This window comes from Mesorhizobium sp. M1027 (assembly GCF_040318745.1).
In the GTDB taxonomy this organism is placed as follows: Bacteria; Pseudomonadota; Alphaproteobacteria; order Rhizobiales; family Rhizobiaceae; genus Mesorhizobium.
In genome coordinates, this window is sequence record NZ_JAMYMW010000001.1 from 556,695 (window position 1) to 582,916 (window position 26,222).

At 62.3% G+C, this 26,222-nt stretch carries 22 protein-coding genes and 1 pseudogene; 13 read left to right on the forward strand and 10 right to left on the reverse strand.

Going from position 1 to position 26,222, the window contains the following annotated elements; all coding sequences use genetic code 11:
* Positions 1-455 precede the first annotated feature (455 nt).
* The 7 genes and pseudogenes from NKH50_RS02650 to NKH50_RS02680 all read left to right on the forward strand — a co-directional run bounded on the left by NKH50_RS02650 (position 456) and on the right by NKH50_RS02680 (position 7,648).
* The gene (locus tag NKH50_RS02650; protein ID WP_352876505.1) at positions 456-1,190 is read left to right on the forward strand and encodes a FadR/GntR family transcriptional regulator; all 735 of its coding nucleotides are present in this window, start codon (positions 456-458) and stop codon (positions 1,188-1,190) included.
* Positions 1,187-2,374, forward strand: a complete 1,188-nt coding sequence (locus NKH50_RS02655; RefSeq protein WP_352876508.1) for a PLP-dependent transferase — start codon at positions 1,187-1,189, stop codon at positions 2,372-2,374. The genes NKH50_RS02650 and NKH50_RS02655 overlap by 4 nt, the downstream gene beginning before the upstream one ends.
* 30 nt (positions 2,375-2,404) lie before the next feature.
* Positions 2,405-3,682: an ABC transporter substrate-binding protein gene (locus NKH50_RS02660; RefSeq protein WP_352876511.1), complete on the forward strand. Its 1,278-nt coding sequence runs from the start codon at positions 2,405-2,407 to the stop codon at positions 3,680-3,682.
* 215 nt (positions 3,683-3,897) lie between these two features.
* Positions 3,898-4,821: a carbohydrate ABC transporter permease gene (locus NKH50_RS02665; protein ID WP_352876514.1), complete on the forward strand. Its 924-nt coding sequence runs from the start codon at positions 3,898-3,900 to the stop codon at positions 4,819-4,821.
* The gene (locus NKH50_RS02670) at positions 4,821-5,669 is read left to right on the forward strand and encodes a carbohydrate ABC transporter permease (RefSeq protein WP_352508829.1); all 849 of its coding nucleotides are present in this window, start codon (positions 4,821-4,823) and stop codon (positions 5,667-5,669) included. Before NKH50_RS02665 ends, NKH50_RS02670 begins: the two co-directional genes overlap by 1 nt.
* Before the next feature lie 4 nt (positions 5,670-5,673).
* Positions 5,674-6,741 (forward strand): ABC transporter ATP-binding protein, encoded by a 1,068-nt coding sequence (locus NKH50_RS02675; protein ID WP_352876517.1) that lies wholly within the window; start codon positions 5,674-5,676, stop codon positions 6,739-6,741.
* A gap of 156 nt (positions 6,742-6,897) precedes the next feature.
* Positions 6,898-7,648, forward strand: a pseudogene (locus tag NKH50_RS02680) (IS5 family transposase).
* An 83-nt stretch (positions 7,649-7,731) separates the two neighbouring features.
* Here the strand turns inward: NKH50_RS02680 and rpmG are convergent.
* The 8 genes from rpmG to NKH50_RS02720 all read right to left on the reverse strand — a co-directional run bounded on the left by rpmG (position 7,732) and on the right by NKH50_RS02720 (position 16,785).
* Positions 7,732-7,899, reverse strand: a complete 168-nt coding sequence (rpmG, locus tag NKH50_RS02685) for a 50S ribosomal protein L33 (RefSeq protein ID WP_006201775.1) — start codon at positions 7,897-7,899, stop codon at positions 7,732-7,734.
* Between the two features lie 119 nt (positions 7,900-8,018).
* A complete protein-coding gene (locus NKH50_RS02690; protein ID WP_352650484.1) occupies positions 8,019-8,474 on the reverse strand; it encodes a YqfO family protein in 456 nt (151 codons plus the stop codon).
* Positions 8,475-8,584: 110 nt separating this feature from the next.
* Positions 8,585-9,760: an MFS transporter gene (locus tag NKH50_RS02695; protein ID WP_352508826.1), complete on the reverse strand. Its 1,176-nt coding sequence runs from the start codon at positions 9,758-9,760 to the stop codon at positions 8,585-8,587.
* Positions 9,761-9,776: 16 nt separating this feature from the next.
* On the reverse strand, positions 9,777-10,511 hold the full coding sequence (locus NKH50_RS02700; protein WP_352876520.1) for an NUDIX hydrolase: 735 nt from the start codon (positions 10,509-10,511) through the stop codon (positions 9,777-9,779).
* Between the two features lie 72 nt (positions 10,512-10,583).
* The gene (locus NKH50_RS02705) at positions 10,584-11,036 is read right to left on the reverse strand and encodes a DUF983 domain-containing protein (protein ID WP_352650487.1); all 453 of its coding nucleotides are present in this window, start codon (positions 11,034-11,036) and stop codon (positions 10,584-10,586) included.
* Positions 11,036-13,339 carry a ribonuclease R gene (gene rnr / locus NKH50_RS02710; protein WP_502900965.1) on the reverse strand — a complete coding sequence of 768 codons (2,304 nt, stop codon included), beginning with the start codon at positions 13,337-13,339 and terminating at the stop codon, positions 11,036-11,038. Before rnr ends, NKH50_RS02705 begins: the two co-directional genes overlap by 1 nt.
* 6 nt (positions 13,340-13,345) lie before the next feature.
* Positions 13,346-15,961, reverse strand: coding sequence for a type I DNA topoisomerase (gene topA / locus NKH50_RS02715; RefSeq protein WP_352876523.1), 2,616 nt, complete (start codon positions 15,959-15,961; stop codon positions 13,346-13,348).
* Positions 15,962-16,407: 446 nt separating this feature from the next.
* Positions 16,408-16,785: a COG4315 family predicted lipoprotein gene (locus tag NKH50_RS02720; RefSeq protein WP_352479023.1), complete on the reverse strand. Its 378-nt coding sequence runs from the start codon at positions 16,783-16,785 to the stop codon at positions 16,408-16,410.
* A gap of 14 nt (positions 16,786-16,799) precedes the next feature.
* On the opposite strand from NKH50_RS02720, the gene NKH50_RS02725 reads away from it, so the two are divergent.
* Complete coding sequence (locus tag NKH50_RS02725; RefSeq protein WP_352806902.1) at positions 16,800-16,937, forward strand: hypothetical protein; 138 nt, start codon at positions 16,800-16,802, stop codon at positions 16,935-16,937.
* A 55-nt stretch (positions 16,938-16,992) separates the two neighbouring features.
* Positions 16,993-17,739: a cytochrome c biogenesis CcdA family protein gene (locus tag NKH50_RS02730; RefSeq protein ID WP_352479022.1), complete on the forward strand. Its 747-nt coding sequence runs from the start codon at positions 16,993-16,995 to the stop codon at positions 17,737-17,739.
* Between the two features lie 23 nt (positions 17,740-17,762).
* Here the strand turns inward: NKH50_RS02730 and NKH50_RS02735 are convergent, their stop codons facing one another.
* Positions 17,763-18,656 (reverse strand): SDR family oxidoreductase, encoded by an 894-nt coding sequence (locus NKH50_RS02735; RefSeq protein ID WP_352876528.1) that lies wholly within the window; start codon positions 18,654-18,656, stop codon positions 17,763-17,765.
* A 129-nt stretch (positions 18,657-18,785) separates the two neighbouring features.
* On the opposite strand from NKH50_RS02735, the gene NKH50_RS02740 reads away from it, so the two are divergent.
* The 4 genes from NKH50_RS02740 (at position 18,786) to NKH50_RS02755 (ending at position 24,114) form a co-directional block, all read left to right on the forward strand.
* Positions 18,786-19,733, forward strand: coding sequence for an AraC family transcriptional regulator (locus NKH50_RS02740; protein ID WP_352876531.1), 948 nt, complete (start codon positions 18,786-18,788; stop codon positions 19,731-19,733).
* 130 nt (positions 19,734-19,863) lie between these two features.
* Entirely contained in the window at positions 19,864-21,225 is a 1,362-nt protein-coding gene (gene glmU, locus NKH50_RS02745) for a bifunctional UDP-N-acetylglucosamine diphosphorylase/glucosamine-1-phosphate N-acetyltransferase GlmU (protein WP_352650493.1), read from the forward strand.
* A 235-nt stretch (positions 21,226-21,460) separates the two neighbouring features.
* A complete protein-coding gene (glmS, locus tag NKH50_RS02750) occupies positions 21,461-23,284 on the forward strand; it encodes a glutamine--fructose-6-phosphate transaminase (isomerizing) (protein WP_352650494.1) in 1,824 nt (607 codons plus the stop codon).
* A gap of 80 nt (positions 23,285-23,364) precedes the next feature.
* Positions 23,365-24,114, forward strand: a complete 750-nt coding sequence (locus tag NKH50_RS02755; protein WP_352650496.1) for a DUF502 domain-containing protein — start codon at positions 23,365-23,367, stop codon at positions 24,112-24,114.
* On the opposite strand, the gene recG is transcribed toward NKH50_RS02755, so the two are convergent.
* Positions 24,066-26,174, reverse strand: coding sequence for an ATP-dependent DNA helicase RecG (gene recG / locus NKH50_RS02760; RefSeq protein ID WP_352876535.1), 2,109 nt, complete (start codon positions 26,172-26,174; stop codon positions 24,066-24,068). The genes NKH50_RS02755 and recG overlap by 49 nt on opposite strands.
* Positions 26,175-26,222 lie beyond the last annotated feature (48 nt).

Sequence of the window (26,222 nt, forward strand, 5' to 3'; positions counted from 1 at the left end):
GACGAATTAGCCAGTCAACCCGACAAGGTTACGAATTTACCTTAATCCAAGCGAGTTGCGAGGCTTGGTTAAGAAACTGTTGATTTTCATAAGTTGTTGCGCAAATGTGCAGCCCTTAGACGTAACCGGCACGAGGTCTAGATCGCCGGTTCGACCCAAAGAATACCCCATGATGCTCAGGTCCGCCGCATCTCCTGGGTCCGTGGGGTCGGCTGGCCGGCGCTGGCACATAGTGGCCTCCTCGTACCGCTGCCAAACGCCGGCCGGCCCCCAATTTTCAAAACACATCAGGATTCTGCGCCAAAACCCGGAAAACGCTTTGGTTTTGTTGGGCAGCGACAGCGCCCTTTGAAATAGCCGGCTGGGCAGAGCGTATGCGCCCGCAGTCGGTTGACAGGGCCTGTCTTCTATGCAGAGATTGGTTGGACCATTGAGCCATTTGGTGACCGGTTGGCATGACCGAATTCGGCCTTTCCCCCATACAGGCAACTGCTCGCGACGACGCGGTGCTCAAGGCGCTGGCCGGCTTTGTAATGCGGGAAGCTCTCGGGCCCGGCCAGAGACTGCCGACCGAACGCATCCTGGCCGAGCGCCTCAAGGTGAGCCGCAACACCGTGCGCGAGGCGCTGACGCGCTGGGAAGGGCTCGGCCTGGTCGAACGGCGGCAAGGCAGCGGCACCTATCTCAAGGGAGTGGTCTCGCTGGACATGCTGCACATGCCGCTGACGCTGGCCGGCGGCAATGATTTCACCAGCCTGATGCAGACGCTGGAAATCCGCCGGGCACTGGAAGCGGAAGCCGCCGCCCTGTGCGCCGTTCGCGCGGACCAGGCCGAGATCGCCGAGATCGGGCGCAAGCTCGACACTATGGAGCAGGCCTTCCACATGCGCGCCGGCATGTCGGCGGAGGAGGACTGGGAATTCCACCAGTCGATCTACCGCAGTTCCGGCAATCCGCTCTTCGAGCAGATCATCGCCGCCATGCACGAACTGTTCCACCGTTTCTGGGAACATCCGCTCGGCGTGCGTGATTTCGGCCACGCCAGCTTTCCTTACCACCGCAGCATCTACGAACGCATTGCCGCGCACGATCCGGAGGGGGCCCGGGCCGAGGCGCTCAAGCTGATCGCCACCGTCGAGAACGATCTGAAGCGCGGCGCGGCCAAACTCGAACTTTCAGGCCAGAAATGAGCGATCATCCCGCCGGTTTCGAAAACGACTATCTCGCCGAGGCGGCGACGCTTCTCGCCCATGACGAGCCTTTCCCCGGCGGCGCGGTAGTGCCGCCGATCTACCAGACTTCGCTCTTCACCTTCTCCAATTATACGGAAATGGCCGATACATTCGCCGGCAGGCGACGCCAGCCGATCTATTCGCGCGGCGACAACCCGACGGTCATGGAGTTCGAGGCGCGTGTCGCCGCTCTCGAAGGCGCGGAGGCCGCGCGCGGCTTTTCCAGCGGCATGGCGGCGATCAGCGCCACGGTGCTTGCTTTCGTCGGTGCAGGCGAGCGCATGGTTGTCGTGCGCAATTGCTACGGCGATGCCTACCGGCTGTTCGAACGGCTTTTGCCACGGCTCAACATCAAGGTCGACTATGTCGACGGTTCCGATCCGGACGCGGTCGCCGCGGCACTCCCCGGCGCCAAGCTGCTCTACCTGGAAAGCCCGACGTCGATGATGTTCGAGCTCCAGGACATAACCTACCTGGCGCGGCTGGCCAAAGAGCAGGGCATCGTCACCACGATCGACAATTCCTGGGCGACGCCGGTGTTCCAGAAGCCGATTTCGCACGGTGTCGACCTGGTGCTGCATTCGGCCTCGAAATATCTCGGCGGCCACAGCGATACCGTCGCCGGTGTGGTGGCCGGTTCGGCTGCCCATATCCGACATATCAACGAGCAGACCTATTCCTACCTCGGCGGCAAACTTTCGCCTTTCGAGGCCTGGCTGTTGCTGCGCGGGCTGCGCACATTGCCGCTGCGGTTGCCGCATCACATGAAGAGCGGGCTGACCATCGCCGAACGGCTGAAAGCGCATGGCCATGTCGAGCGGGTCAACCACCCGGCCTATTCCAACCATCCGGGCAAGGCGACGCTTGCCGGCTATGCCGGGCTGTTCTCATTCGAGGTGACGGAAGACGTCGACATCCCGGCTTTCGTCGATGCGCTGAAATTCTTTCGCATCGGCGTCAGCTGGGGCGGCCATGAGAGCCTGGTCGTTCCAGCAAAGGCCTCGCTCGAGCAGACGCCGGGCCTGAATTCGATGGCGCGCTTCGGCGTCAGCCCGCGAACCATCCGGTTCAGTGTCGGATTGGAAAGTGTCGAAGACCTGTGGGCTGACGTTGCCCAGGCGTTCGACAAAGCAAAAAGATAAATGGAGCCGTTCAAAATGGGAGTGCTGAACATGAAAAAACTGAGCATCCTTCTTGGTGCCGTCGCAGGTCTGGCGATTTCCGCCGGCAGCGTACTGGCCGATTCCACGATCAAGATGGTCGAGGTCATCACCAGCCCGCCGCGTACCGAATTCCTCAAGAAACAGATCGCCGAGTTCGAGGCGGCCAATCCGGGTGTCAAGGTCGAGCTGGTATCGCTGCCCTGGGGCCAGGCGTTCGAGAAGTTCCTTACCATGGTGCAGGCCGGCGACACGCCCGACATCGTCGAGATGCCGGAACGCTGGATGGGCCTCTATGCGACCAACGGCCAGCTCGAGGATCTCGGGCCATATATGGCCAAATGGGACGATGCCAAAACGCTGGGCGAGCGTGCCAAGCAGTTCGGCTCGACGGTCGACAATAAGCAGTACATGATCCCTTACGGCTATTACCTGAACGCGCTGTTCTGGAACAAGAAGCTGTTCAAGGAGGCCGGTCTGGACGGTCCGCCGGCGACGCTCGATGAATTCGTCGAGGACTCCAAAAAAATCTCGGCAATACCGGGCAAATACGGCTACTGCCTGCGCGGCGGCCCTGGCGCCTTCAACGGCATGCACATGTTCATGAACATTGCCGCGGGCAAGGGCGGCTATTTCAACGAGGACGGCACCTCGACCATCAACGAGGAAGGCTCGGTCAAGGGCCTGCAGATGCTCGCCGACATGTACAAGAACGGCCTGGCGCCTAAGGACGCGGTGAGCTGGGGTTTTAACGAGACCGTCACCGGGTTCTATAGCGGCACCTGCGCCATGCTGAACCAGGATCCCGACGCGCTGCTCGGCATCGCCGACAAGATGAGCGCCGACGACTTCGCCGTGGCGCCGATGCCAGTCGGGCCGAGCGGCAAATCCTATCCGACGCTCGGTTATGCCGGCTGGGCGATGTTCGCCAATTCCCAGCACAAGGACGATGCCTGGAAGCTGATGGCAACGCTTTTGTCGCCCAAGGACAATCTGGAATGGGCAAAGGAAGTCGGAGTCATTCCAATCCACAATGGCGCCGACCAGGACGCTCACTTCAGGACCGAGCAGTTCAAAGGCTGGTTCGAGGAACTGAACAACGGCGACAAATACGAGATGGTGACGCCTCCGACGCATCTGGAAAATCTCGGCAATTTCGTCGACCAGGTAGCGATCAAGAATTTTCAGGAAGTGCTGCTTGGTCAGAAGGCGGCAAAGGACGTGGCCGACGAATGGGCCAAGTTCCTGACCAAGGAACAGCAGGACTGGATGGCCAAGAACAAGAAATAGCTTTCCTCCCTTCTCCCCGTTCACGCGGAGAAGGTATCACAAAGTGACGGATGAGGGGCGGCGCCAACCCGTCGTGGCTCGTGTTGCCTCTCATCTGCCTGCCCGTCCCCCGCAGCAGCTGCGCTGCAGCTGCGGAGGGTGGACCGGCATCTCCCCGTAAACGGGAAAGGCGCTGTCGCCAGCCCATGCTTGCCCCAGGAGACAATCCAGCACCCATGACCTACGCCGTGTCCGAAATACGATCCGTCGGCAGGCCGCGAAAAAAGCGGCTATCCCATGCCGCAATCGAGCCCTGGCTTTATCTCAGCCCGGCGATCGTGCTGCTGGTCGTCGTGCTGCTGGTGCCGCTGGTTATCGGTATCGGTTACTCGTTCCGCAAATTCTCCGCTTTCAAATCCGAATATGTCGGACTTGGGCAGTATCAGGCGATGCTGTCGGATCCCGTGCTCGGGCAGGCGCTCGTCAACACGCTGTGGTGGACGGCAGCCAGCCTGTTCTTCCAGTTCTTCCTCGGCCTTGGCCTGGCGCTGCTGCTAGACACGCCGTTCCGGGGCAGAAAGATCGTGCAGGCGGTGGTGTTCCTGCCCTGGGCGGTGCCGTCCTTCCTCTCGGGCCTGACCTGGGCCTGGCTGTTCAACCCGATCATCGGGCCGCTGCCGCATTGGCTCTACGCCTCGGGGCTGAAGACCGAGCCAACCAACGTGCTCTCCGATCCCTCGACAGCCATGTGGGGACCGATCGTCGCCAATGTCTGGTTCGGCATTCCCTTTTTTGCCATCACGCTTTTGGCGGCGTTGAAGTCGATCCCGTCAGAACTGCATGAGGCGGCGGCCATCGACGGCGCCTCGCCGTGGCAACGCTTTACCAAGGTGACGCTGCCGTTCCTGGCGCCAACCATCGTCATTACCGTCATGCTGCGCACGATATGGATCGCCACCTTCGCCGACCTGATCTTCGTCATGACTGAAGGCGGGCCTGCCGGTTCGACGGCCACGGTGCCGGTCTATATCTACGTCAGCGCGTTCAAGTCGCTGGACAAGGGCTATGCCTCCGCTGTGGCGGTGCTGCTGCTTGTGCTGCTCATCGTCTATGCGGTTGCGCTGATGGGCATCCGCCGTTCGCTGGTAAGGCACGTCTGATGATTGCCGGACGCTCCGTCTCCTCGCGCGTTCTCGGCGGCATCGGCCTTTACGGCGCGATCGGAGCCTACATGGCCTTCGCGCTGTTCCCGATCTTCTGGACGTTGAAGATCTCGGTCACGCCGGAGCGGCTGCTCTATTCCGAAGGCATCACTTTCTGGCCGTCGCAAACGACGCTGCAGAACTTCGTCACCGTGCTCGAAGCCACCGATTTTCCGCGCTATTTCCTAAACAGCGTTATCGTTTCGGTGTCGACGGCCGCCTTCGTAACGGTCATTGCCACGCTTGCCGGCTACGCCATGTCGCGTTTTTCGTTCCGCGGCAAGGCGACCCTGGCTATCCTGCTTTTGCTCACCCAGACTTTCCCGCTGGTCATGGTCATTCCGCCGATCTACCGCATCATGGGGCAGATCGGTCTCATCAACAGCCTGACCGGCCTCGTCATCATCTACACCGCCTTCAATACAGCCTTTGCAACCTTCCTGATGCAGTCGTTCTTCGATGGCATCCCGCGAGACCTGGAAGAGGCAGCGATGATCGACGGCTGCACGCGCCTGCAGGCGATGCGCAAGGTGATCGTGCCGCTGACGCTGCCCGGCATGGGGGCGACGCTTGGCTTCGTCTTTACCGCCGCGTGGAGCGAGTTGCTGTTTGCGCTGATGCTGATTTCCAGCGACGAGCAGAAGACTTTCGCGGTCGGCTTGCTCACCTACATCGGCAAATTCGCGGTCGACTGGGGACAAATGATGGCGGCTTCCATCCTGGCGCTGATCCCCGTCTGCGTCTTCTTTGCCTTCCTGCAACGTTACCTCGTCACCGGCCTTACCGCCGGCGCCGTCAAGGGATAGATCGATGGCCTCCGTCACACTCGACAAAGTCCGCAAAGACTATGGAGCCGTGCGCGTCCTGCACGCGGTCGATCTCGAAATCGCCGACGGCGAGTTCGTGGTCCTGGTCGGCCCGTCCGGCTGCGGGAAATCGACCCTGCTGCGCATGATCGCCGGGCTGGAGGAGGTCTCCGGCGGCGAGATCCATATTGGCGAGCGCCTGGTTAACGACATCGCGCCAAAGGACCGCGACATCGCCATGGTGTTTCAGTCATACGCGCTCTATCCGCATATGGACGTGTCGAAGAACATGGGCTTCAGCCTGATGTTGAGGAAGGCCGGCAAGCCAGCCATCGAAGCAAGGGTGGACGCCGCCGCCAAGCGGCTCGGGCTCGATGCCCTTCTGCAACGCCTGCCGCGGCAATTGTCCGGCGGCCAGCGCCAGCGCGTCGCCATGGGACGGGCCATCGTGCGTGACCCGAAGGTTTTTCTCTTCGACGAGCCGCTTTCGAACCTCGACGCCAAGCTGCGCGTCCACATGCGTGCCGAGATAAAGGCGCTGCACCAGCAATTGAAGACCACTTCGGTCTATGTCACCCATGACCAGACCGAAGCGATGACAATGGCCGACCGTATCGTCGTCATGCATGGCGGCCTCGTCCAGCAGGTCGGCGCGCCGCTCGATCTGTACGACCGGCCGGTCAACATGTTCGTCGCCGGGTTCATCGGCTCGCCCGGCATGAATTTTCTGGCTGCCGTGGTTGAAAAGGGCGCCGGGCCGGATGCCATCCTGGCCGACGGCCAGAAGCTGAGGCTGCCCGACGGCCTGCCGCTCAGGGATGGCGATGCGATCACCGTAGGCTTGCGGCCCGAGCATATCCGGCTCGTCGACAATGGCGCGCTGAAAGGCGAGGTGGGCGTGGTGGAGCCGCTCGGCTTGTCGACCCAGTTCTATACCAGGCTTGCCGGCCAGCAGGTCTGCGTGTTTGCCATGGGCCGGGCTAGCGTGAAACCGGGTGAGGGTGTGCGCCTGTCGGCTGATCCGGCGTCGCTGCATCTGTTCGATCCGGCAAGCGGCGATCGCATCGACTAGGGCGGTTCCGGTTCTCTTGGAACCGGTAACTCGCTCTAACTATCTGTTTTGCCGCATTTATGCGGACGCCAAATGATTCCATTTGGCTGCAAAATGCTCTAGGGCCTGTTGATATTCATGATTTCCATTCTGGCTTGATCGTGATTCAAGCTTTGGATGGAACGATTCGTGCTGACGGACGCCCAGTGGGCGAAGATGGAACCGCATTGTCTGGGTAAGCCAGCGGATCCTGGGCGAAGCGGCCACGACAATCGCCTGTTCGTCGAAGCGGTTCTTTGGATCGTGCGGACTGGCAGTCCGTGGCGTGATCTGCCTGCCCTCTTCGGAAAGTGGAACAGCGTTTTCACGCGATACCGAGGTTGGGTCAAAGCCGATGTTTCATTCGGCTTTTCGAGGCTTGCTCGGGCCAGCCGGACATGGAATACGCCATGGTCGACGCCACCATCGTCAAGGTCCATCGACACGGCCAGGGCGCAAAAGGGGGACTCAAAGCCAGTCCATAGGTCGCTCCAAGGGCGGTATGACAACCAAAATCTTGGCGCTTACCGACGCGCTTGGCAATCTCGTGCGCTTTGTCCTGCTGCCGGGCCAGCGCTTCGATACGGTCGGTGTCGAACCGCTCATCCAAGGCCTCTCCTTCGGCGCTCTGATCGCCGATAAGGCCTTCGACAGCAACACCATCATCGCCGATCTGAATGAGCGTGGCGCCAAGATCGTCATTTCCCAGCATCCGCGCCGAACAAAGCCGATCCCGCTCGATGCCGAGATGTACAAATGGCGTCATCTAATCGAGAATTTCTTCTGCAAACTCAAAGAGTTCAAACGCATCGCCATGCGCGCCGACAAAACCGACCAGAGCTTCAATGCCATCATTCATCTCGCTGCTGCCGTCATCAACTCCAAATGAATCTCAACAAGCCCTAGTCCTGAATTCCCGAAACGAAAAACGCCGCCCGGAGGCGGCGTTTCAGTACTGCGAGAGAAACCCGATTACTTGATCTTGGTTTCCTTGAATTCGACGTGCTTCTTGGCGACCGGGTCGTATTTGCGGAACGACAGCTTGTCCGTCTTGGTGCGGCTGTTCTTGCTGGTTACGTAGAAGAAACCGGTGTCGGCGGTCGACAGAAGCTTGATCTTGATGTTTGCGGCTTTGGCCATGATGTTCGTCCGTTAATGTTCGTGGAGTTTTGGCCGCTGGAGCACGGGAAACACCCGGACGCGGGAAACTTGCCGCGACACATAAAGAACGCGCCCGGAAAGTCAACCCTTGTCCAGGTTCATGCGTCTTCCGTGACTGGCAACACCTTCTTCCAATCGCCCGTCGTGTTCCACCAGCGGTTCGGGTTGGCGCGGTCGTCGAGACCCTTGGAGCGGCTGGCAAGCAGTGGCTGAATGCGGATCACCGGCTCCTGATAGCTGTGAACCTGGTAAATCGCTTCGACGACGCGAGCGGCGAGCTTCTGGTCATCTGGCAGTTCGAACGACACCTCGACAGTCCCAGGCCGCCTGCGCAATTCCGTCTCGGCGCCGGCGGCGGCACCTTCAAGCGGCCGGTAGCGTTCGATGCCGTCCGCCGACTGAAAGGCATTGCTGTCATATTTGCCCATTCTGAGCGGCGCGATCGCGACCACCGCTTCCATGATGCGATCGACATCAGCTGCCGGTGCCTGAAAGGTCACCAGCAGCAGCAATTCCATCCGCAGCGATTTCGTTTCAAAGCCACTATCGATCATCCGAGGTCTCCCTGCTTATGCACTTTGGAGGAGCATATACTCGAGCCCTCCTGACATGGTTGTGTCAGTAGTTGGTCAGCAGTGGGAGCGATGTCGGCAGCTGGGCCGACTCAGAGGATTTTGCGGAGCAGCCTGGTGCCGACCAGCACGATATAGCAGGCGAAGAACAGGCCGAGCGCCCAACCGAAGCCCGACGGCCCGAAAGCGTCCATGCCGATGCCGATTGCCTGCGGGCCAAGCACCATGCCGACGCCGTAGCAGAGCACGAAGGCGGCGTTGGCGGAGGCCAATTCATGGCCGGAAAGCTGCGAGCCGAGATGCGCCAGGCCGATTGTGTACATGGCAGCGACCACACCGCCCCAGACGAACAGAAGCGCTGCCATCATATGCCAGTTCTGCGCGAAGAACGGCATGAAGATTGTGCCGGCAAGCCCGACGGTGGCACAGGCCATCAGCAAATAGCGGCGGTCGCTGACGCGGTCGCTGATCATGCCGATCGGGATCTGCAACAGCACGTTGCCGAGGCCGATCATGGTGAGCAAAAGGGCTGCGTCCGCCTCTGAGTAGCCGATGCGGCTACCATAGACGGGGAACAGCGCAAAGCCGCCGGTCTCGACCGCGCCGAACACCAGCACGGCGGCGGTCGCCGTCGGCACCAGCCAGATATAACGCAGGAAATTGCTGGTTTCGCCGTCCGAGACGATCGTCGGGCTCTCGTTGCGTGCCGCCAGAACCGGTATGGCAGCCAGCGTAACCAGTGCGATGGTGACGCCGAAAGGGAGGAAACCGCTGCTGCCAAGGTGGGCGAACAGCCAAGGCCCGGCGGCAAAGCCGAGAGACAGCACGGTGGCATAGATGCCGAGGACCAGTCCGCGCCGGTGTGGCGGCGCCGAGGTGCTGATCCAGAATTCCGACAGGATGAACAGCACCGTCAGCGCGATATGCAGCAGGACCCGCAGCGGAAACCACATCCAGAAAGCTGGCGCGAAATGGAAACCGACAAAGGCCAGCGCTCCGGCCGCAATCATGGCAAGCATTGTCCAGGCGACCCCGAACCGCATGGCAAGCGGAGTGGCGAGCGGTGCGCCGGCGATCGAGGCGAGGCCGGCGACCGCGGTGTTGAGGCCGATCATCGACGCGGAGTGGCCGCGCGTTTCAAGGATCACGCTGAGCAGCGGCATGCCGAGGCCGATGGCAATGCCGACGACGCTGATCGACGAGATCGCCGCGACCATCGGCAGCCAGTGTACGCGTTCCTTGCCCTGCGGCTGGATGTCGACTGTCATGGAATGCCTGGCTGCTCTAGAGAATTTCGCGGACGAAGCGATTGCGGACAAGCCGGTAGAACGGCACGCGACCGCCGGGGCTCAGCAGCGGATCCTGGGCGAGGCGGGTTTCCAGTCCCTCCAGGACCGTGCGCGTGATGTCTGGGATATCTGCTTGCCTGGCCTTGGCCAGCGGCAGCCAAACGACGTCCTCCAATTCGTTGGTCGGACCGCCATCCGGCAGTTCCACGGCGACATCGTCGCGCCATGCGGCGAGAAAGCGCGTATCGAACCGGCGCACCCGGTTGGGCGGGGTGATGGCGCGTGCGACGAAGCGCAGCGCTTGCAGTGATGGGATGACGCCGTGCTCGACAAAGCCCTGCCAGTCGCGCTTGGCGGTTGCGAAGACCCCTTTTTGGCCGATCAGCAGGCCGGCCTCCTCATAGGTTTCGCGGATTGCCGACAGGGCAATGGCGCGGGCGCGGGCCGGGCTGGTGCGGCCGATGCCAGCGGTCAATCTCGCTTCTTCGTCGGGATGAAGTGCGGTGGCTGTCGGGATGTGGCTGTCGGCCGGATCGGTGCGGCCGCCCGGAAACACGAATTTTCCCGGCATGAAGGCATGACGGGCGTGGCGGCGGCCCATCAGCACCAGGATCTCGTCGCCCTTGCCGTCGAGCAGGATCAGCGTCGCGGCGTCGCGCGGGCGTATAGGCTTGGCGTCGAGCGCGACCCGCTCAACCTTGTCGACTTCCGCCTTGGTCACAACGTCCATGCGCTCGACCTAGCGGAATCTTCTCCGATGCGAAAGTGGCGTCCAGCCATGCCGATTGCGCCAGCCTCGGTTTCAAGCCTCGGGATGCGACTCGATCAGATCTTCGTCACCACCAAAGCCGTGCATATAAAACGCCCATTGCAAGCCGATGACAGCGCCCTTGACTGGCTGCAGCAGGACGACGGCGAGAATGATGGTCAATGGCACCCAGATGGCGATGTGCTGCCAGGTCGACAGCGTCGAGGTCGCCTCGACACCCATGAAAGCGCCAAGCACGATGTGGCCGACAATGACCACCACAAGATAGGCCGGCAGGTCGTCGGCCCGATGATGGTGGAGCTCCTCGCCGCAATGATCGCATTTGTCGACGGTCTTGACGAAGGCGCGAAACAGCTTGCCCTCCCCACAATGCGGGCAGCGGCCGAGCATGCCGCGCTTCATTGCCGTCCATAGTGGCCGGGCGGTCCGGCCCGAGTGATGTTCGCCACCGAAAACCCGTTTTTCCACCTGCAGTTCTGTTGGCATTACCGTCTCCTGCCGCGCGAACCTGGGCGCGATTGCGACGCCCGGGCGCGGCCTTTGGCCTTGTGGAACGACCGTTTGGAGCCGGGCAGCGGCTTTGGCTCGGTCAGCATCTCGAAACGCATCGCGCCGGCCATCGGCGCCACCTCGATCAGGCGAACCTCGACGCGATCAGCAAGCTGGTAGCCCTTGCCGGTGCGTTCTCCGAAAAGCGATCGAGCAGTTTCGTCGTATATATAGTAGTCGCCGCCCAGGGTTGAGACCGGAATGAAGCCATCCGCGCCATACTGCGGCAATTGGACAAACAGGCCCGATTTGGTGACGCCCGAGATACGGGCGTCGAAACGGTCGTCGATGCGCTCGGCGAGATGGGCGGCGATCAACCGGTCGACCGTGTCGCGCTCGGCGGCCATTGCGCGCCGCTCGGTCGCCGAAATCAGCGCCGAGACCTCTTCCAGCCGTTCCGCCTCGTCCTGCGTCAGGCCGCCCGGACCAAGGCCGAGTGCGGCAATCAGCCCGCGATGCACGATCAGGTCGGCATAGCGGCGGATCGGCGAGGTGAAATGCGCATAGCGCTTAAGATTGAGGCCGAAATGGCCGATATTGGCAGGCGAATATTCGGCCTGGCTTTGCGAGCGCAGCACCACTTCGTTGACCAGTCCCTCATTGTCGGCGCCGCGCACACGAGCGAGGATGCCGTTGAACTGGTTCGGCCGCATCTGCGCGCCGCGCGCCAACGACAGGCCGAGCGTCTGCAGGAATTCACGCAGCGATTCCTGCTTGGCAAGCGAAGGCGCATCGTGGATGCGGTAGACCAGCGCCTGCCGCTTCGCCTCGAGTGTCTCGGCGGCGGCGACATTGGCCTGGATCATGAACTCTTCGATCAGCTTGTGCGCGTCGAGCCGCTCCGGCACGACGACCTTGTCGACGGTGCCGTCCTGCTTGAGTAGGATCTTGCGCTCGGGCAGATCGAGTTCAAGCGGCTGGCGCGTGTCGCGGCCGCGCTTCAGGATCCCGTAGGCGTCCCATAGCGGCTTCAGCACCGCATCGAGGATCGGGCCAGTCGTGTCGTCCGGTGCGCCGTCGATCGCCGCTTGCGCCTGCTGATAGGCGAGTTTCGCCGCCGACTTCATCATGACGCGATGGAACGAGTGTCTGAGTTTGTGGCCATCGGCCGAGAAAGTCATCCGCACCGCTATCGCCGGACGATCCTGGCCCTCGCGCAGTGAACAGAGGTCGTTCGAGATGCGCTCCGGCAGCATCGGCACGACGCGGTCGGGGAAATAGACAGAATTGCCGCGCTTCAGCGCTTCGCGATCGAGCGCCGTGCCATAGCGCACGTATGCAGCGACATCGGCAATGGCGACGGTGACAACCACGCCGCCGGCGTTCTTCTCGTCGGTGTCGGGCATGGCGAACACCGCGTCATCATGATCCTTGGCGTCGGCCGGATCGATGGTGAGCAGCGGCAGCTCGCGCCAATCCTCGCGGCCGGCAAGCGTGGCAGGCTTGACCGCCTCCGCCTCGGCGATGACGTCGGCGGGAAAAATGTGCGGAATGTCGTGTGCGTGAATGGCGATCATCGAGACCGCCTTTTCGCTGGTCAGCGAGCCCAACACCGCCAGAACCTTGGCTCTCGGCAGCCCGTAGCGGGAGGCCCGCGCCGGCTCGACCTCGACCAGGTCGCCGTTCTTGGCGCCGTTCTGGAATTCCTTGTCGACGACCAGCTCCGGCTGGCGCCTTTCCACCGGCTCGATGCGGAACGTGCCGTCCTTCAGCACGCGAAAAACGCCGAGAACCGCATCGGTGCGCTTCTCGAATATCTTCATAACCCGGCCGGTATAGGCGGGGCCTGCCGGGTCGTCGGTCGGAAAGGTCTTGGCCAGCACGCGGTCGCCGATACCAGGCGTCGGCCCATTGCCGCGCGACACGCGGATCGCTATGACCGGCGGTTCGCCATTGCCGATCGCTTCGGTCGGGTGCGCCAGCAGCACACCGTCGGCGTCACGGCCGAAGATGTCGAGCACCGCGACGTGGGGCAGGGCGCCGACACGGGCGAGCCGCTTGCGCTCCTTGGTCAGCAGGCCTTCGTCCTGCAGGTCGCGCAAGACGTCCTTCAGCCAGATACGGTCTTCGCCGCGTAGCGCAAACGCCTTTGCGATGTCGCGTTTTCCCGCGCGGTCCGGATTTTCGGCGATGTAACGCAGTATCTCGTCGCGTGACGGCCGGTAATTGTCCCTGACCTTGGCGCGGGTATCGGCGGTGCGCAGATCGCCGTGGCTTCTTCCGGAGACTTTGCGCGCCAACCCGTCCTATCCCTTTTTCCTGGCCGCCGGTTTTTTGGCTGCAGCTGGTTTCTTGGCAGGCGCGGCCGCTTTGCGGAAGGGCTTCCTGGCGCCATTGCCGCCCTTGGCTTCCTTTTCCGCAATGAGCGCAACGGCATCGTCGATCGTCACCGATTGCGGGTCCTTGCCCTTCGGCAGCGTCGCATTGACCTTGCCGAAATTCACATAAGGGCCGTATTTGCCGTCGCGCACGACGATCTTGCCGCCGCCGGAAGGATGCTCGCCAAGTTCCTTGAGCGCAGCGGCTGTGCCGCCATTGCGGCCGCCTTTGCCCTTCAATTGCTTCTCGGCGATCACCGAGACGGCGCGATTGAGGCCGATCGAGAACACGTCCTCGATGCTGTCGAGATTGGCGTAGGTGCCGTCATGCAGCACGAACGGCCCGTAGCGCCCCAGCCCTGCCGAAATCATCTTGCCGGATTCCGGATGCTTGCCGACGTCGCGCGGCAGCGACAACAAGGCGAGCGCCTTTTCATGATCGATCGAATCGGCAGTCCAGCCCTTGGGCAGGCTGGAGCGCTTGGCATCCTTACCGTCGCCGCGCTGGACATAGGGGCCGAACCGGCCATTGCGCAGCGTGATCTCCTCGGCGGTATAGGGGTCCTTGCCGAGCAATTTGGTGCCGTCTTCGCCACCGCCGTTCTCGCCATTGGGATTGGCGGCGTCGCCAAGCTGGCGGGTAAAGGAGCATTCGGGATAGTTCGAACAGCCGACGAAGGCGCCGAACTTGCCGAGCTTCAGCGACAGGTTGCCGGTGCCGCATTTCGGACAGATGCGCGGGTTCGAACCGTCTTCGCGCGCGGGAAACACCAGCGGCGCCAGTTCCTCGTTCAACGCATCGAGGACGTCGGTGACCCGCAGCTCCTTGATGTCGGCGACGGCGCCGGAAAAATCCTTCCAGAAATCTCGCAGCACGTCCTTCCAGGCGAGCTTGCCGTCGGAGATTTCATCGAGTTTCTCCTCGAGCGATGCGGTGAAGTCGTACTCGACATAACGCTCGAAGAAGCTTTCGAGGAAGGCTGACAATAGCCGGCCCTTGGCCTGTGGCACCAGCTTGCGCTTGTCGATGGTGACGTAATCGCGATCCTCGAGCGTCTTCAGGATCGCCGTATAGGTCGACGGCCGGCCGATGCCCAGCTCTTCCAGCTTCTTGATCAGCGAAGCTTCCGAATAACGCGGCGGCGGTTCGGTGGTGTGCTGGGTGGCGTTGATCGCCTCGCGTGTGAGCTGCTCGCCGGCACGGATCTCGGGCAGGCGGCGGCTTTCCTCGTCTTCCGAATCTTCTTCCTTTTGCTCGATGTAGGCAGCAAGGAAGCCGTCGAAGCGAACAACGGAGCCGACAGCACGAAGCTCGGCGGTACGCGAACCGTTGATGGCCTCGATCTCGACCGTGGTGCGCTCTATCTCGGCCGGCTGCATCTGGCTGGCGATGGCGCGTTTCCAGATCATCTCGTAAAGCCGCGCCTGGTCGGCGTCGAGATACTGCCTGACGGAAGCCGGCGTGCGCATGAAATCGGTCGGACGGATCGCTTCGTGCGCCTCCTGGGCATTCTTGGCCTTGGCGGAATAGTAGCGCGCCTTTTCAGGCAGGTATTTGGCACCGAATTCCTTGGCGATCGCATCGCGTGCGGCAGAGATCGCCTCCGGTGCCATCTGCACGCCGTCGGTCCGCATATAGGTGATCAGGCCAGTGGTCTCACCGCCGATCTCCATGCCCTCATAGAGCCGCTGCGCCACCTGCATGGTGCGGTTGGCCGAAAAGCCGAGACCCGACGAGGCTGCCTGCTGCAGCGTCGAGGTGGTGAAGGGCGGCCCGGGATTGCGCTTGGTCGGCTTGGCTTCGACCGACGCCGCCTTGAAGCTGGCGCCTTCGAGCATCGCCTTGATGTCGTCGGCCTGCGTCTTGTTGGAAATGTCGAGCTTTTGCAGCTTCTTGCGCTCGAAGGCGGTCAGCCGCGCCTCGAAATTTTCCTTGCGTGGCGTGCCGAGAATGGCGGCGACCTGCCAGTATTCCTCGCGGATGAAGCGCTCGATTTCGGATTCGCGGTCGCAGACCAGACGCAGCGCCACCGACTGGACACGGCCGGCGGACCGGGCGCCGGGCAGTTTGCGCCACAGCACGGGCGACAGCGTGAAGCCGACCAGATAGTCGAGCGCACGGCGGGCGAGATAGGCATCGACCAGCGGCGCATCGATCTGGCGGGGATTGGCCATCGCCTCCAGCACCGACGCCTTGGTGATGGCGTTGAAGACGACGCGGCTGACCGGCTTGTCCTTCAGTGCTCGCTTTTGCTTCAGCACTTCCAGGACATGCCAGGAGATCGCTTCGCCCTCGCGGTCCGGATCGGTGGCGAGGATCAGCCCGTCGGCGTCCTTGACCGCCTTGGCGATATCGGCGAGACGCTTTCCAGACGCGGTGTCGACGGCCCAGGACATGGCAAAGTCCTCATCCGGACGCACCGAGCCGTCCTTGGCCGGCAGATCGCGGACATGGCCGAACGAAGCCAGAACCTTGTAGTTCTTGCCGAGGTACTTGTTGATTGTCTTCGCCTTGGCCGGCGATTCGACGACGACGACGTCCATACGGTCTCATATCAGTTGTGATGCGGCAGAAGAATTCCGCTGCGCGCGACGAAATCTCGTTCAATGTGTCGCTCACATGGCCGCGCTTTTGCATCCGGTCAAGGCCAAGCAGTCAAAATGCGGCCCTGCACCGAATGCGCAACCCAACGGCGCGCCATGCGATTTCCGCAATCCTGGACAAGGGAAATGAGCAGCCTATCGCTGGACAAACCCGGCAATTGATCCTGGAGAACGGGACAAACTCTCCCGCGGATATAAGAGAAACATCGAGCACGCGCCAGCCCCGCTTGAACAGATGCTGTGAAGCGCGCAATCGGTAGCCCGGCATTTGCCCGGATAGTTGCAAGGAACTGGCGTGCTGAAAAGTTGGCCGCCGGGGCGGTTGGGTCAAGCTCCTAGCGACCAGCCGTGTTACCGCCTGTTACAGCGGATCAGAAGCTCAAGGCTTAGTCGGCCTTGGCGATATGCCAGGCGCCGCCGACACCCTCGCCGGTGACGTCGCCGGCCTTCTTGTCCTTGATGAACGTGTAGAGCGGCTTGCCTTCGTAGGCCCACATCCTGGTGCCGTCGGTGCGGTCGACGATCGTCCATTCGCCCTCGGCCTTGGCGTTGGCGTCAGCCTTCAGCGGCGGCCAATTGGCGGCGCATTTGTCGTAACAGTTCGACTTGCCGGCCTCGTCCTTGTCGTAGGTGTAGAGCGTCATGCCGCTGGCGTCGGTGTAGATCTTGGTGCCGCCGACCTCCGCTTCCTTCCACGCCTCGGCGGCGAAGGATCCGGCAGTGCCGAGCAAAAGCGCCGCCATGCCAATTGCGATTGTTTTCATAGACCTCTCCCTGAATGTTCGAAAAGCGCGCGGAACCGCGGCTTCTTCTGGTCAACGCTGCCCGGCTGCCCTTTCTTCCCGCACTGTTTTCCATTGATCCAGGCGACGGCGTCGACTTGCTACCCAATGTGATGGGGGCCACGCGATGGTGATTGGCGGACGGACGTTGTCGCGGCTATATGGCTGTGCAGTCATCTGGAGACGGAAATGGCGTTGGACGTCGGCTATGTCAGTGCGATCGGGGCGGGAGCAATTTCGTTCCTGTCCCCCTGCGTGCTGCCACTGGTGCCGCCTTACCTGTGCTATATGGCCGGCGTGTCCGTCGACGATTTCCGCGGCGAGGCCGGCATTACGGCAAAGGCCGGTGCGCGAGGCGCGCTGGTTAATTCCTCCATCGCCTTCGTGCTCGGCTTCTCGACCGTCTTCGTCGCGCTCGGCGCTGGCGCCTCGACCATCGGCCATTTGTTACGGGTCTGGCAGGAGCCGCTGGCAATGGCGGCCGGTGTGCTGATCATCCTGATGGGGCTGAATTTCCTCGGCGTACTGCGTATCCCTTTGCTTTCACGCGAGGCGCGCTTCCAGTCACAAGGCAAGCCGGCCAGCCTGATCGCCGCTTACGTCATGGGCTTGGCCTTCGCCTTTGGCTGGACGCCCTGTATCGGCCCGGTGCTGGGGCCGATCCTGACGCTCGCCGGCGGTCGCGAGACGGTGGGCGAGGGCGCGCTGCTGCTTGCCGCCTACTCGCTCGGCCTCGGTATCCCGTTCCTGATCGCTGCGCTGTTTTCCGGCGCCTTCATGCGCTTTCTCTCGAAATTCCGCGTCCATCTCGGCCGCGTCGAAAAAGCCATCGGCGCGCTGTTGGTGGTCGCCGGCGTGTTTTTCCTGACCGGCGGCGTGCAGACGATGTCATATTGGCTGCTCGAGAATTTTCCGGTGCTGGGGCAATTGGGCTAGGTTTGCCGCCCGACGTGGTCTGTTCAGCCTTCGAAATAGCCCGGCTGGTCGATATCAGCGATCAGCCCAGGTCCGCTCGGCTGCCACCCCAGCAGCGCCTGGGTCCGTTCGCTTGAGGTCGGGACATCCATCGCCGCGAACATCGCGAACCAGCCAAAATGATCGGCGGCTTCTTCGGCGGACTTGGCGACGACCGGCACGTTCAGGCGCCGGCCGATCACGCCGGCGATGTCCTTGAACGGCACGCCTTCTTCGGCGATCGCGTGATATCGCGCGCCACCGGCTCCATGCTCGAGCGCAAGGCGGTAGACGCGGGCGGCATCGAACCGATGCACGGCAGGCCAGCGATTGAGCCCTTCGCCGATATAGGCCGACACGCCCTTCTTGCGAGCGAGGTCGATGAGAATAGGAACAAAGGCGTGGTCGCCCTGGCCATGGACCGACGGAGGAAGGCGGACAACCGATGCGCGCACCCCGCGTGCCGCCAGCGCGGCGGCTGTCGCTTCGGAGGCGCGGGGATATGAAGCGGAAGAGGGGACAGGCGCATCTTCCTCGGTCGCGATACGGCCCCGCGCCTGGAGCGCGGTCCCCGAGGTGACGAGCAGGAGGCGCTCGGAGCCTTCGAGTGCTCCGCCCATCACCTCGATGGCACGCCGGTCCATCTCGCAGTTTTGCGCGAACTTCGAGAAGTCATGGTTGAACCCGGTGTGGATAACCGCATCGGCGGCTGCCGCGCCCCTGCGCAGGCTCTCCACGTCTTCGAGGTCGCCTCGATGCATCTCGGCTCCAGTGGCGGCGAGCGACTTGGCCGATGCCTCCGAGCGGGCGAGGCCGAGCACCTGATGGCCGGCGCCGATGAGTTCTTGAACGACGGCAGAACCGACGAATCCGGTCGCTCCGGTAACGAAAACACGCATCACGACTTGTCCTTGTTCGTTTCTGACCACGACCATTTTCGCGGCCCGGTGACGTCGTGATAGCCGCTTGAGGAAATACGATCTATGCGGTAAAGTCCGTATTATCTTCGCAATCGTCCGGAATGACACGTGGATCCTCTTTCAGATGTGCTCTCGCTGCTGAAGCCGCGAAACTATATGTCGGCCGGCTTCGATGCAGGTGGTGAATGGTCGATCCAGTTCCCCGACCAGCAGCAAAGCATCAAGACCGGAGCGGTGGTCTCCGGCCGGTGCTGGCTGTCAGTAGAGGGCGTTGCCGACGCAGTGCGCCTTGAGACGGGGGACTGCTTCCTGTTGCCGAGTGGGCGGCCTTTCCGCCTTGCAAGCGACATGAGTTTGTCGCCTGTTGAAGCCATCAAGATTTTTCCGCCTGCGCGAGCCGGCGGTGTCGTGACGCACAATGGCGGTGGTGATTTCTTTCTGGTCAGCAGCCGCTTCGCGCTTGGCGGCAATCATGCCGGCATCCTGTTGCGGATGCTGCCAGCCATTGTGCATATCCGCAAAGAGTCGGACAAGTCGGCGCTGCGCTGGTCAGTGGAGCGGATGATGCAGGAGCTGCGCGAGCCACAACCGGGCGGCTTTCTGGTGATCCAGCACCTCGCCCACATGATGCTGGTTCAGGCGCTGCGGCTGCATCTTTCGGAAGGATTGAAAGGCGGCATCGGCTGGCTCTTTGCCCTCGCGGACAAACAGATCGGCGCGGCGATCAGCGCCATGCACGACGATCCGGCGCATGGCTGGACGTTACAGGAATTGGCGGAACGGGCCGGCATGTCGCGATCGACCTTTGCGCTCAGATTCAAGGAGACGGTCGGCGCGTCGCCGATGGACTATTTGACGCGCTGGCGAATGCTGCTGGCCGGGGATCGGCTGACGAATTCCAGCGATCCTGTCGCCGTCATCGCGCTGTCGCTCGGCTACGAATCCGAAAGCGCCTTCAGCACAGCCTTCAAGCGGGTCATGAACTGTTCGCCACGGCAATACGGCCGTGGCCGAGCCCCCAGCTTCGCATCACGCAACGAGGCGGAAGCCGCCTGAGCCGATCGGCCTGAGCGTGCCGCGGGTTGGAGGTTCCACCGTCTCACCGGAATTTAACCGCATTGGTGCAGCATGGCGCCGGTGCTACTAACGCTGCGATTCCAGACCCCTTTCAACGGTTGCTGTCCCCATGAGCCAGAGATCTTGCCTGTCCATCATCCTCGCCGCCGGCGAAGGCACGCGCATGAAGAGTGCGGTGCCGAAAGTGCTGCACACAATCGCCGGCCTGCCAATGGTTGCCCATGTCGTCAAGGCCGCCGAAGCCGCCGGCAGCGGCGATCTGGCGCTGGTGATCGGCCATGGCGCCGATGACATGCGCAAGGCCGCACTCAAGTTTGCGCCCAAGGCCGAAGCTTTCGTCCAGGAGAAACGTCTCGGCACCGCGCACGCCGTGCTTGCCGCACGCGCAGCAATATCAAAAGGTTATGACGACATCCTGGTGATGTTTGGCGACACGCCGTTGATCGATCCGGAAGCGCTCGCGGCGGCGCGGCTGAAGCTGGCCGAAGGTGCGGCCGTCGTCGTGGTCGGCTTCCGTACGGAAAATCCTTCGGGCTATGGCCGGCTTATCGAAAAGGCCGGCAAGCTCGTGGCCATCCGCGAGGAGAAGGACTGCTCGGACGAGGAGAAGAAAATCACCTTCTGCAATGGCGGGCTGATGGCGGTCGCCGGCAGGCACGCGCTGAAGTTGCTCGATCAAGTCGGCAGCAAGAACGCTAAGGGTGAGTATTATCTCACCGACATCGTCGAGATCGCCGCTGCGCAGGGACTTGATGTCGTAGCCACCGAAGCCAGTTTCGAGAATGCGCTCGGCATCAACAACCGTGCCGAGCTTGCCCAGGCGGAAGGTATCTGGCAGGCGCGTCGACGGCAGGAAGCGATGCTTTCCGGGGTGACACTGGTTGCGCCCGAAACCGTGTTCTTCTCGCACGACACCGAGATCGGCGCCGACACGATTGTCGAGCCCAATGTTTGGTTCGGCCCAGGCGTGAAAATCGCGACCGGCGCCAAGATCCATGCCTTCAGCCATATCGAAGGCGCCACCATCGCGTCGAATTGCGATGTTGGGCCGTTCGCGCGGCTGCGGCCCGGGGCCGATCTGAGAAACAAGGCCAAGGTCGGCAATTTCTGCGAAGTGAAGCAGGCGATCGTCGAGGAGGGCGCCAAGGTCAACCACCTGACCTATATCGGCGATGCTCGCATCGGTGCCGGCGCCAATATCGGCGCCGGCACCATCACGTGCAATTATGACGGTTATTCGAAATTCTTCACCGATATCGGCGAGGGTGCCTTCATCGGCTCGAACTCCTCGCTGGTGGCACCGGTGTCGATCGGCAAGGGCGGCTACATCGCCTCGGGCAGCATCATTACCGAAAGCGTACCCGACGATGCGCTGGCCTTCGGCCGCGCCCGTCAGCGGACTCTACCCGGCAAGGGCAAGGAGTTGCGCGAACGGTTTGCTTCGGCCGCGGCGGCCCGGAAAAAAGTGTAGGCGCGACGAGCGGGATCATGTCTTTGACTGATTTCTGGAGCCGTTGGGCCGAAATAGGATACAGAAGCGGAGAAACTGAGCAATTGCAGTAACCGGATTGCAAGTGCGCCCTGTCATGGTGCATCTGTGCAGGACAGTCCGGCTGATACCGGACAAAATGGAATGTGATTTTTCGCGACAGCCCGGCAGTCTCTAAATAGCGCCGGGTTTGAGGTCGGAATCGGGGGCAAGCGCGATGTGCGGTATCGTTGGAATTGTCGGTAACTCGCCGGTCGCGCCGCTTATCGTCGATGCGTTGAAAAGGCTCGAATATCGCGGCTATGACTCGGCCGGCGTCGCCACGATCGAGCACGGCAGGCTTGACCGCCGCCGCGCCGAGGGCAAGCTGGTCAATCTCGAGCGCCGGCTGAAGGACGAACCGCTCGACGGCATGATCGGCATCGGCCACACGCGCTGGGCCACGCATGGCGTTCCGAACGAGAGCAATGCCCATCCGCATTTTTCCGACGGCGTCGCCATCGTCCATAACGGCATCATCGAGAATTTCGCCGAATTGCGCGACGAGCTGATGCGCGACGGCTACAGCTTCGCCTCACAGACCGATACCGAGGTCGTCGCGCACCTGGTGGCGCGCGAACTGGCCAGGGGGCTGAAGCCGGTCGAGGCGGCGCATAAGGCGCTGAAGCGGCTGGAAGGCGCCTTTGCGCTCGCCATCATGTTCAAGGGCGACGAGGATTTGATCGTCGGCGCGCGCAATGGCCCGCCGCTCGCCGTCGGTCACGGCGACGGCCAGATGTTCCTTGGCTCCGACGCCATCGCGCTTGCCCCGTTCACCAATTCGATCACCTATCTGGAAGACGGCGACTGGGCGGTAGTGCGCCGCAACGAGGTCGATATTTTCGACATGGGCGGCAACAAGGTCGACCGCAAACGCCAACAGTCCCTCAGCACGAGCTTCATGGTCGACAAAGGCAACCGCCGCCATTTCATGGAAAAGGAAATCCATGAGCAGCCGGAAGTGATCTCGCACACGCTGGCGCATTATGTCGATTTCGTCGGGGGCATCTCGAAGCCGCTCGCTCTGCCGTTCGATTTCGCCAAGATCGACCGGCTGGCGATTTCGGCCTGCGGCACCGCCTATCTCGCCGGGCTGATCAGCAAATACTGGTTCGAGCGCTATGCGCGGCTGCCGGTCGACATCGATGTCGCTTCGGAGTTCCGCTACCGCGAGATGCCGCTGTCGAAGAACGATGCCGCTTTCTTCATCTCGCAATCGGGTGAGACCGCCGACACGCTGGCATCGCTGCGCTACTGCCGCAAGGCTGGCATGAAGATCGGCGCGGTCGTCAATGTGCGTGAATCGACCATGGCGCGCGAATCCGACGTCATCCTGCCGACATTGGCCGGCCCGGAGATCGGCGTCGCCTCGACCAAGGCGTTCACCTGCCAACTTTCCGTGCTGGCCTCGCTGGCGGTGCGGGCCGGCGTGGCGCGCGGAACGATTTCGCATGAGCACGAGAAAACGCTGATACGCGAACTGTCGGAAGCGCCGCGTTATGCCAACCAGGTGCTAAAGCTCGACGGGCAGATCGAAAAGATCGCGCGCGACCTCTCGCACTACAAGAATGTGCTTTATCTCGGCCGGGACACCAATTTTCCGCTGGCCATGGAAGGTGCGCTGAAGCTCAAGGAGATCTCCTATATCCATGCCGAAGGCTATGCTGCCGGCGAGCTGAAACACGGCCCGATCGCGCTGATCGACGAGAACATGCCCGTCATCGTCATCGCCCCGCATGACCGCATCTTCGAAAAGACAGTGTCGAACATGCAGGAGGTGGCGGCGCGCGGCGGCAAGATCATCCTGATCACTGACGGCAAGGGCGCGGCGCACGCTACGGTGAAGACGATGGAGACGATCGTTTTGCCGGACGTGCCGGAAATCATCTCGCCGATCATCTACGCGCTGCCGATCCAGATGCTCGCCTACTTCACCGCCGTGTTCATGGGTACGGACGTCGACCAGCCTCGCAACCTGGCGAAATCGGTAACGGTGGAATAGGTCTCGTTTAAAAACTTCGCCATTCCAAAGCGCCTTCCGGTTCAGTAGTGTCGCGCTGCAAACACACGCTGCGGTGAACCATGTCGGACGCTCTCAAGACCTCAGGCATGACCCGGCTGAGAAACTATTTCCTGACCGGCTTCGTCGTTTGCGCGCCGCTCGCGATTACCGCCTACATTGCCTGGTCGCTTATCGGCTGGGTCGATTCCTGGGTCAAACCCTACATTCCGGTACGCTACAATCCGGACACCTACCTGCCGTTTCCAGTGCCGGGTTTTGGGCTGATCGTTGCCCTGATCCTCATCACTTTCATCGGCTTTATGACCGCCAATATCGTTGGCCGCGCCATCGTCAACTTCGGCGAGCGCCTGCTTGGTCGCATGCCGCTGGTGCGCGGCATCTACCGTTCGCTGAAGCAGATTTTCGAGACGGTGCTGTCGAACAAGGGCGACATGTTCCGCCAGGTCGGGTTGGTAGAATATCCGCGCAAAGGGGTCTGGTCGCTTGTCTTCGTCGCCAGCGAGAAGGAAACCGAGATCAACCAGAAGCTCGACCGGGAAGGCGATCCGCTGATTGCCGTGTTCATGCCGTGTACGCCCAACCCGACGACAGGCTTTCTGATGTATGTGCCGAAATCCGACATCGTATCGCTCGACATGACGATCGAGGACGGAGCCAAGCTGATCGTGTCGGCCGGCCTGGTGGCGCCAGCTGTCAAAATGATGACAGTGAACGGCGAGCAGATCCACGCGCTTGCCAATCCTCCGCTCGACACGATGCCTCAGCCGGCACGCAGGAGCCGCACGGCCTCGTCGCGGCCGAACAGATAGAGCAACAGGCGCAGCGCCGTGCCGCGTTCGGACTGCAGTTCCGGATCGCGCGACAGGATCAGCCGCGCATCGTCGCGAGCGGCCTCGAGCAGGTCGGCATGCACCTCGATGCGCGCCACCTGGAAGCCCGGCGTGCCGGACTGGCGGGTGCCGAGCAACTCGCCTTCGCCGCGCAGCTTCAGATCCTCTTCGGCGATACGGAAACCGTCCTCGGTCTCCCGCATCACCGACAAACGGCGTTTTGCCGTCTCGCCAAGCGGGTCCTTGTAGAGCAGCACGCAGGATGAAGGCTTGTCGCCACGCCCGACCCGGCCGCGCAATTGGTGCAACTGGGCGAGGCCAAAGCGCTCGGCATGCTCGATGACCATGATCGTCGCATCAGGCACATCGACGCCGACCTCGATGACGGTGGTGGCGATCAGGATACGGGTGTCGCCCTGTTTAAAGGCGCGCATCGCCTCGTCTTTGTCGGTGCCTTTCATGCGGCCGTGCACCAGGCCGATGCGGTCGCCGAACAGCGGCTTCAGCGAGGCAAAACGGTCCTCGGCCGACATCAGTTTGATCTCCTCGGATTCCTCGACCAGCGGACAGATCCAGTAGATTTTTTGGTCATCGGCGACGGCGTCGAGCATGCGTCCGATCAGTTCGTCGAGCCGTTCAAGCGGCAAGGTGACGGTGCGGATCGGCTGGCGGCCGGCCGGCTTTTCCGTCAGCTTCGACACATCCATGTCGCCGAATGCAGTCAGCACCAGCGTCCGCGGTATCGGCGTTGCTGTCATTACCAGCATGTCGGGCGCATCGCCCTTGGCGGTAATGGCAAGGCGCTGGTGGACGCCGAAACGGTGCTGCTCGTCGACGACGGCGAAAACGAGGTCACGGAACGTCACTGTCTCCTGGAACAGCGCATGGGTGCCGACGACGATGTCGATGTCACCATTGGCCAGCCTGATCAGCGTGTCGGCACGCTCGCGGCCCTTTTCGCGGCCGGTGAGGACGGCCACACGCAGGCCGGCCCGTTCCGCCAACGGCGCAATAGTTGCCAGATGCTGGCGCGCCAAGATTTCGGTCGGCGCCATCAATGCCGCCTGGCCGCCTGCCTCGACGGCACGCGCCATGGCAAGCAGCGCGACCACCGTCTTGCCGGAGCCGACATCGCCCTGCAAAAGGCGCAGCATGCGTTCGGGGTCACCGAGATCGGCGTTGATTTCGGCAAGCGCCATTTCCTGCGACATGGTCAGCGAATAGGGGAGTGCCACGCGCAGTTGTTCGACTATGCGGCCGTCGCCGACGAGCGGCCGGCCCGATAATCGGCGGACCTTGGCCCGCACCAGCGCCAGCGATACCTGGCTGGCCAGGAACTCGTCATAGGCAAGGCGCCGCCATGCTGCGCCGTCGGCAGAGACGTCGATCGGGTCGGCAGGATGGTGGATGCGGTTGAGCGCATCGCCGAAAGCGGGAAAAGCGTGGCGGCGCCAGAACTCGCCGTCCTGCCACTCGGGCAGCAACGGCAGGCGGGCCAGCGCCTGGCCGATGGCCCGGCGCAGCACCTTGGCCGAGAGCCCGGCGGTCAGCGGATAGACCGGCTCGACCAACGGGAGGTTTTCCGCGTCGCCGGCAAGTGCGATATGGTCGGGGTGAACCATGGTCGGGCGGCCGTTGAACCATTCCATGCGGCCTGAGACGACGACATGCTCGCCTACGGGCATTGCTTTTTCGAGATAGGCGGCATGGGCATGGAAGAAGGTCAGCGCGATCTCGCCAGTGTCGTCATGGGCGTAGACCCGATACGGGACCGACCTGTTGCCGCGTGGGGGTGGCTGGTGGCGGTCGATGCGTACGTCGAGTGTGACAATGGCGCCCTCGGCCGAACCAGCGATGCCCGGCCGGTTGCGGCGGTCGATGACAGTATGCGGCAGCACGAACAAGAGGTCCCCGGCGCGCGCGGTCCGGTCGCCGAGGTCGGCCGTCACGACTTTCTCGATCAGCGCACCAACCTTCGGCCCGACGCCGGCAAGCGATGTGATCGGGACAAACAAAGGGTCGAGGAGGGAGGGACGCATGATGTCAGCTTATGTTGCGCCGGCCGTAGCGCAAGGCTGACACCGACT

Excerpts from the sequence above, each read along its gene's own strand:
- NKH50_RS02735 (WP_352876528.1), bottom strand. The coding sequence starts at position 18,656 with ATGCGTGTTTTCGTTACCGGAGCGACCGGATTCGTCGGTTCTGCCGTC.
- glmS (WP_352650494.1), top strand. The coding sequence starts at position 21,461 with ATGTGCGGTATCGTTGGAATTGTCGGTAACTCGCCGGTCGCGCCGCTT.
- NKH50_RS02670 (WP_352508829.1), top strand. The coding sequence starts at position 4,821 with ATGATTGCCGGACGCTCCGTCTCCTCGCGCGTTCTCGGCGGCATCGGC.
- recG (WP_352876535.1), bottom strand. The coding sequence starts at position 26,174 with ATGCGTCCCTCCCTCCTCGACCCTTTGTTTGTCCCGATCACATCGCTT.
- NKH50_RS02660 (WP_352876511.1), top strand. The coding sequence starts at position 2,405 with ATGAAAAAACTGAGCATCCTTCTTGGTGCCGTCGCAGGTCTGGCGATT.
- NKH50_RS02650 (WP_352876505.1), top strand. The coding sequence starts at position 456 with ATGACCGAATTCGGCCTTTCCCCCATACAGGCAACTGCTCGCGACGAC.
- topA (WP_352876523.1), bottom strand. The coding sequence starts at position 15,961 with ATGGACGTCGTCGTCGTCGAATCGCCGGCCAAGGCGAAGACAATCAAC.
- NKH50_RS02755 (WP_352650496.1), top strand. The coding sequence starts at position 23,365 with ATGTCGGACGCTCTCAAGACCTCAGGCATGACCCGGCTGAGAAACTAT.
- NKH50_RS02675 (WP_352876517.1), top strand. The coding sequence starts at position 5,674 with ATGGCCTCCGTCACACTCGACAAAGTCCGCAAAGACTATGGAGCCGTG.
- NKH50_RS02720 (WP_352479023.1), bottom strand. The coding sequence starts at position 16,785 with ATGAAAACAATCGCAATTGGCATGGCGGCGCTTTTGCTCGGCACTGCC.
- NKH50_RS02730 (WP_352479022.1), top strand. The coding sequence starts at position 16,993 with ATGGCGTTGGACGTCGGCTATGTCAGTGCGATCGGGGCGGGAGCAATT.
- NKH50_RS02665 (WP_352876514.1), top strand. The coding sequence starts at position 3,898 with ATGACCTACGCCGTGTCCGAAATACGATCCGTCGGCAGGCCGCGAAAA.
- NKH50_RS02705 (WP_352650487.1), bottom strand. The coding sequence starts at position 11,036 with ATGCCAACAGAACTGCAGGTGGAAAAACGGGTTTTCGGTGGCGAACAT.
- NKH50_RS02700 (WP_352876520.1), bottom strand. The coding sequence starts at position 10,511 with ATGGACGTTGTGACCAAGGCGGAAGTCGACAAGGTTGAGCGGGTCGCG.
- NKH50_RS02695 (WP_352508826.1), bottom strand. The coding sequence starts at position 9,760 with ATGACAGTCGACATCCAGCCGCAGGGCAAGGAACGCGTACACTGGCTG.
- glmU (WP_352650493.1), top strand. The coding sequence starts at position 19,864 with ATGAGCCAGAGATCTTGCCTGTCCATCATCCTCGCCGCCGGCGAAGGC.
- NKH50_RS02725 (WP_352806902.1), top strand. The coding sequence starts at position 16,800 with ATGTTCGAAAAGCGCGCGGAACCGCGGCTTCTTCTGGTCAACGCTGCC.
- NKH50_RS02690 (WP_352650484.1), bottom strand. The coding sequence starts at position 8,474 with ATGATCGATAGTGGCTTTGAAACGAAATCGCTGCGGATGGAATTGCTG.
- NKH50_RS02655 (WP_352876508.1), top strand. The coding sequence starts at position 1,187 with ATGAGCGATCATCCCGCCGGTTTCGAAAACGACTATCTCGCCGAGGCG.
- rpmG (WP_006201775.1), bottom strand. The coding sequence starts at position 7,899 with ATGGCCAAAGCCGCAAACATCAAGATCAAGCTTCTGTCGACCGCCGAC.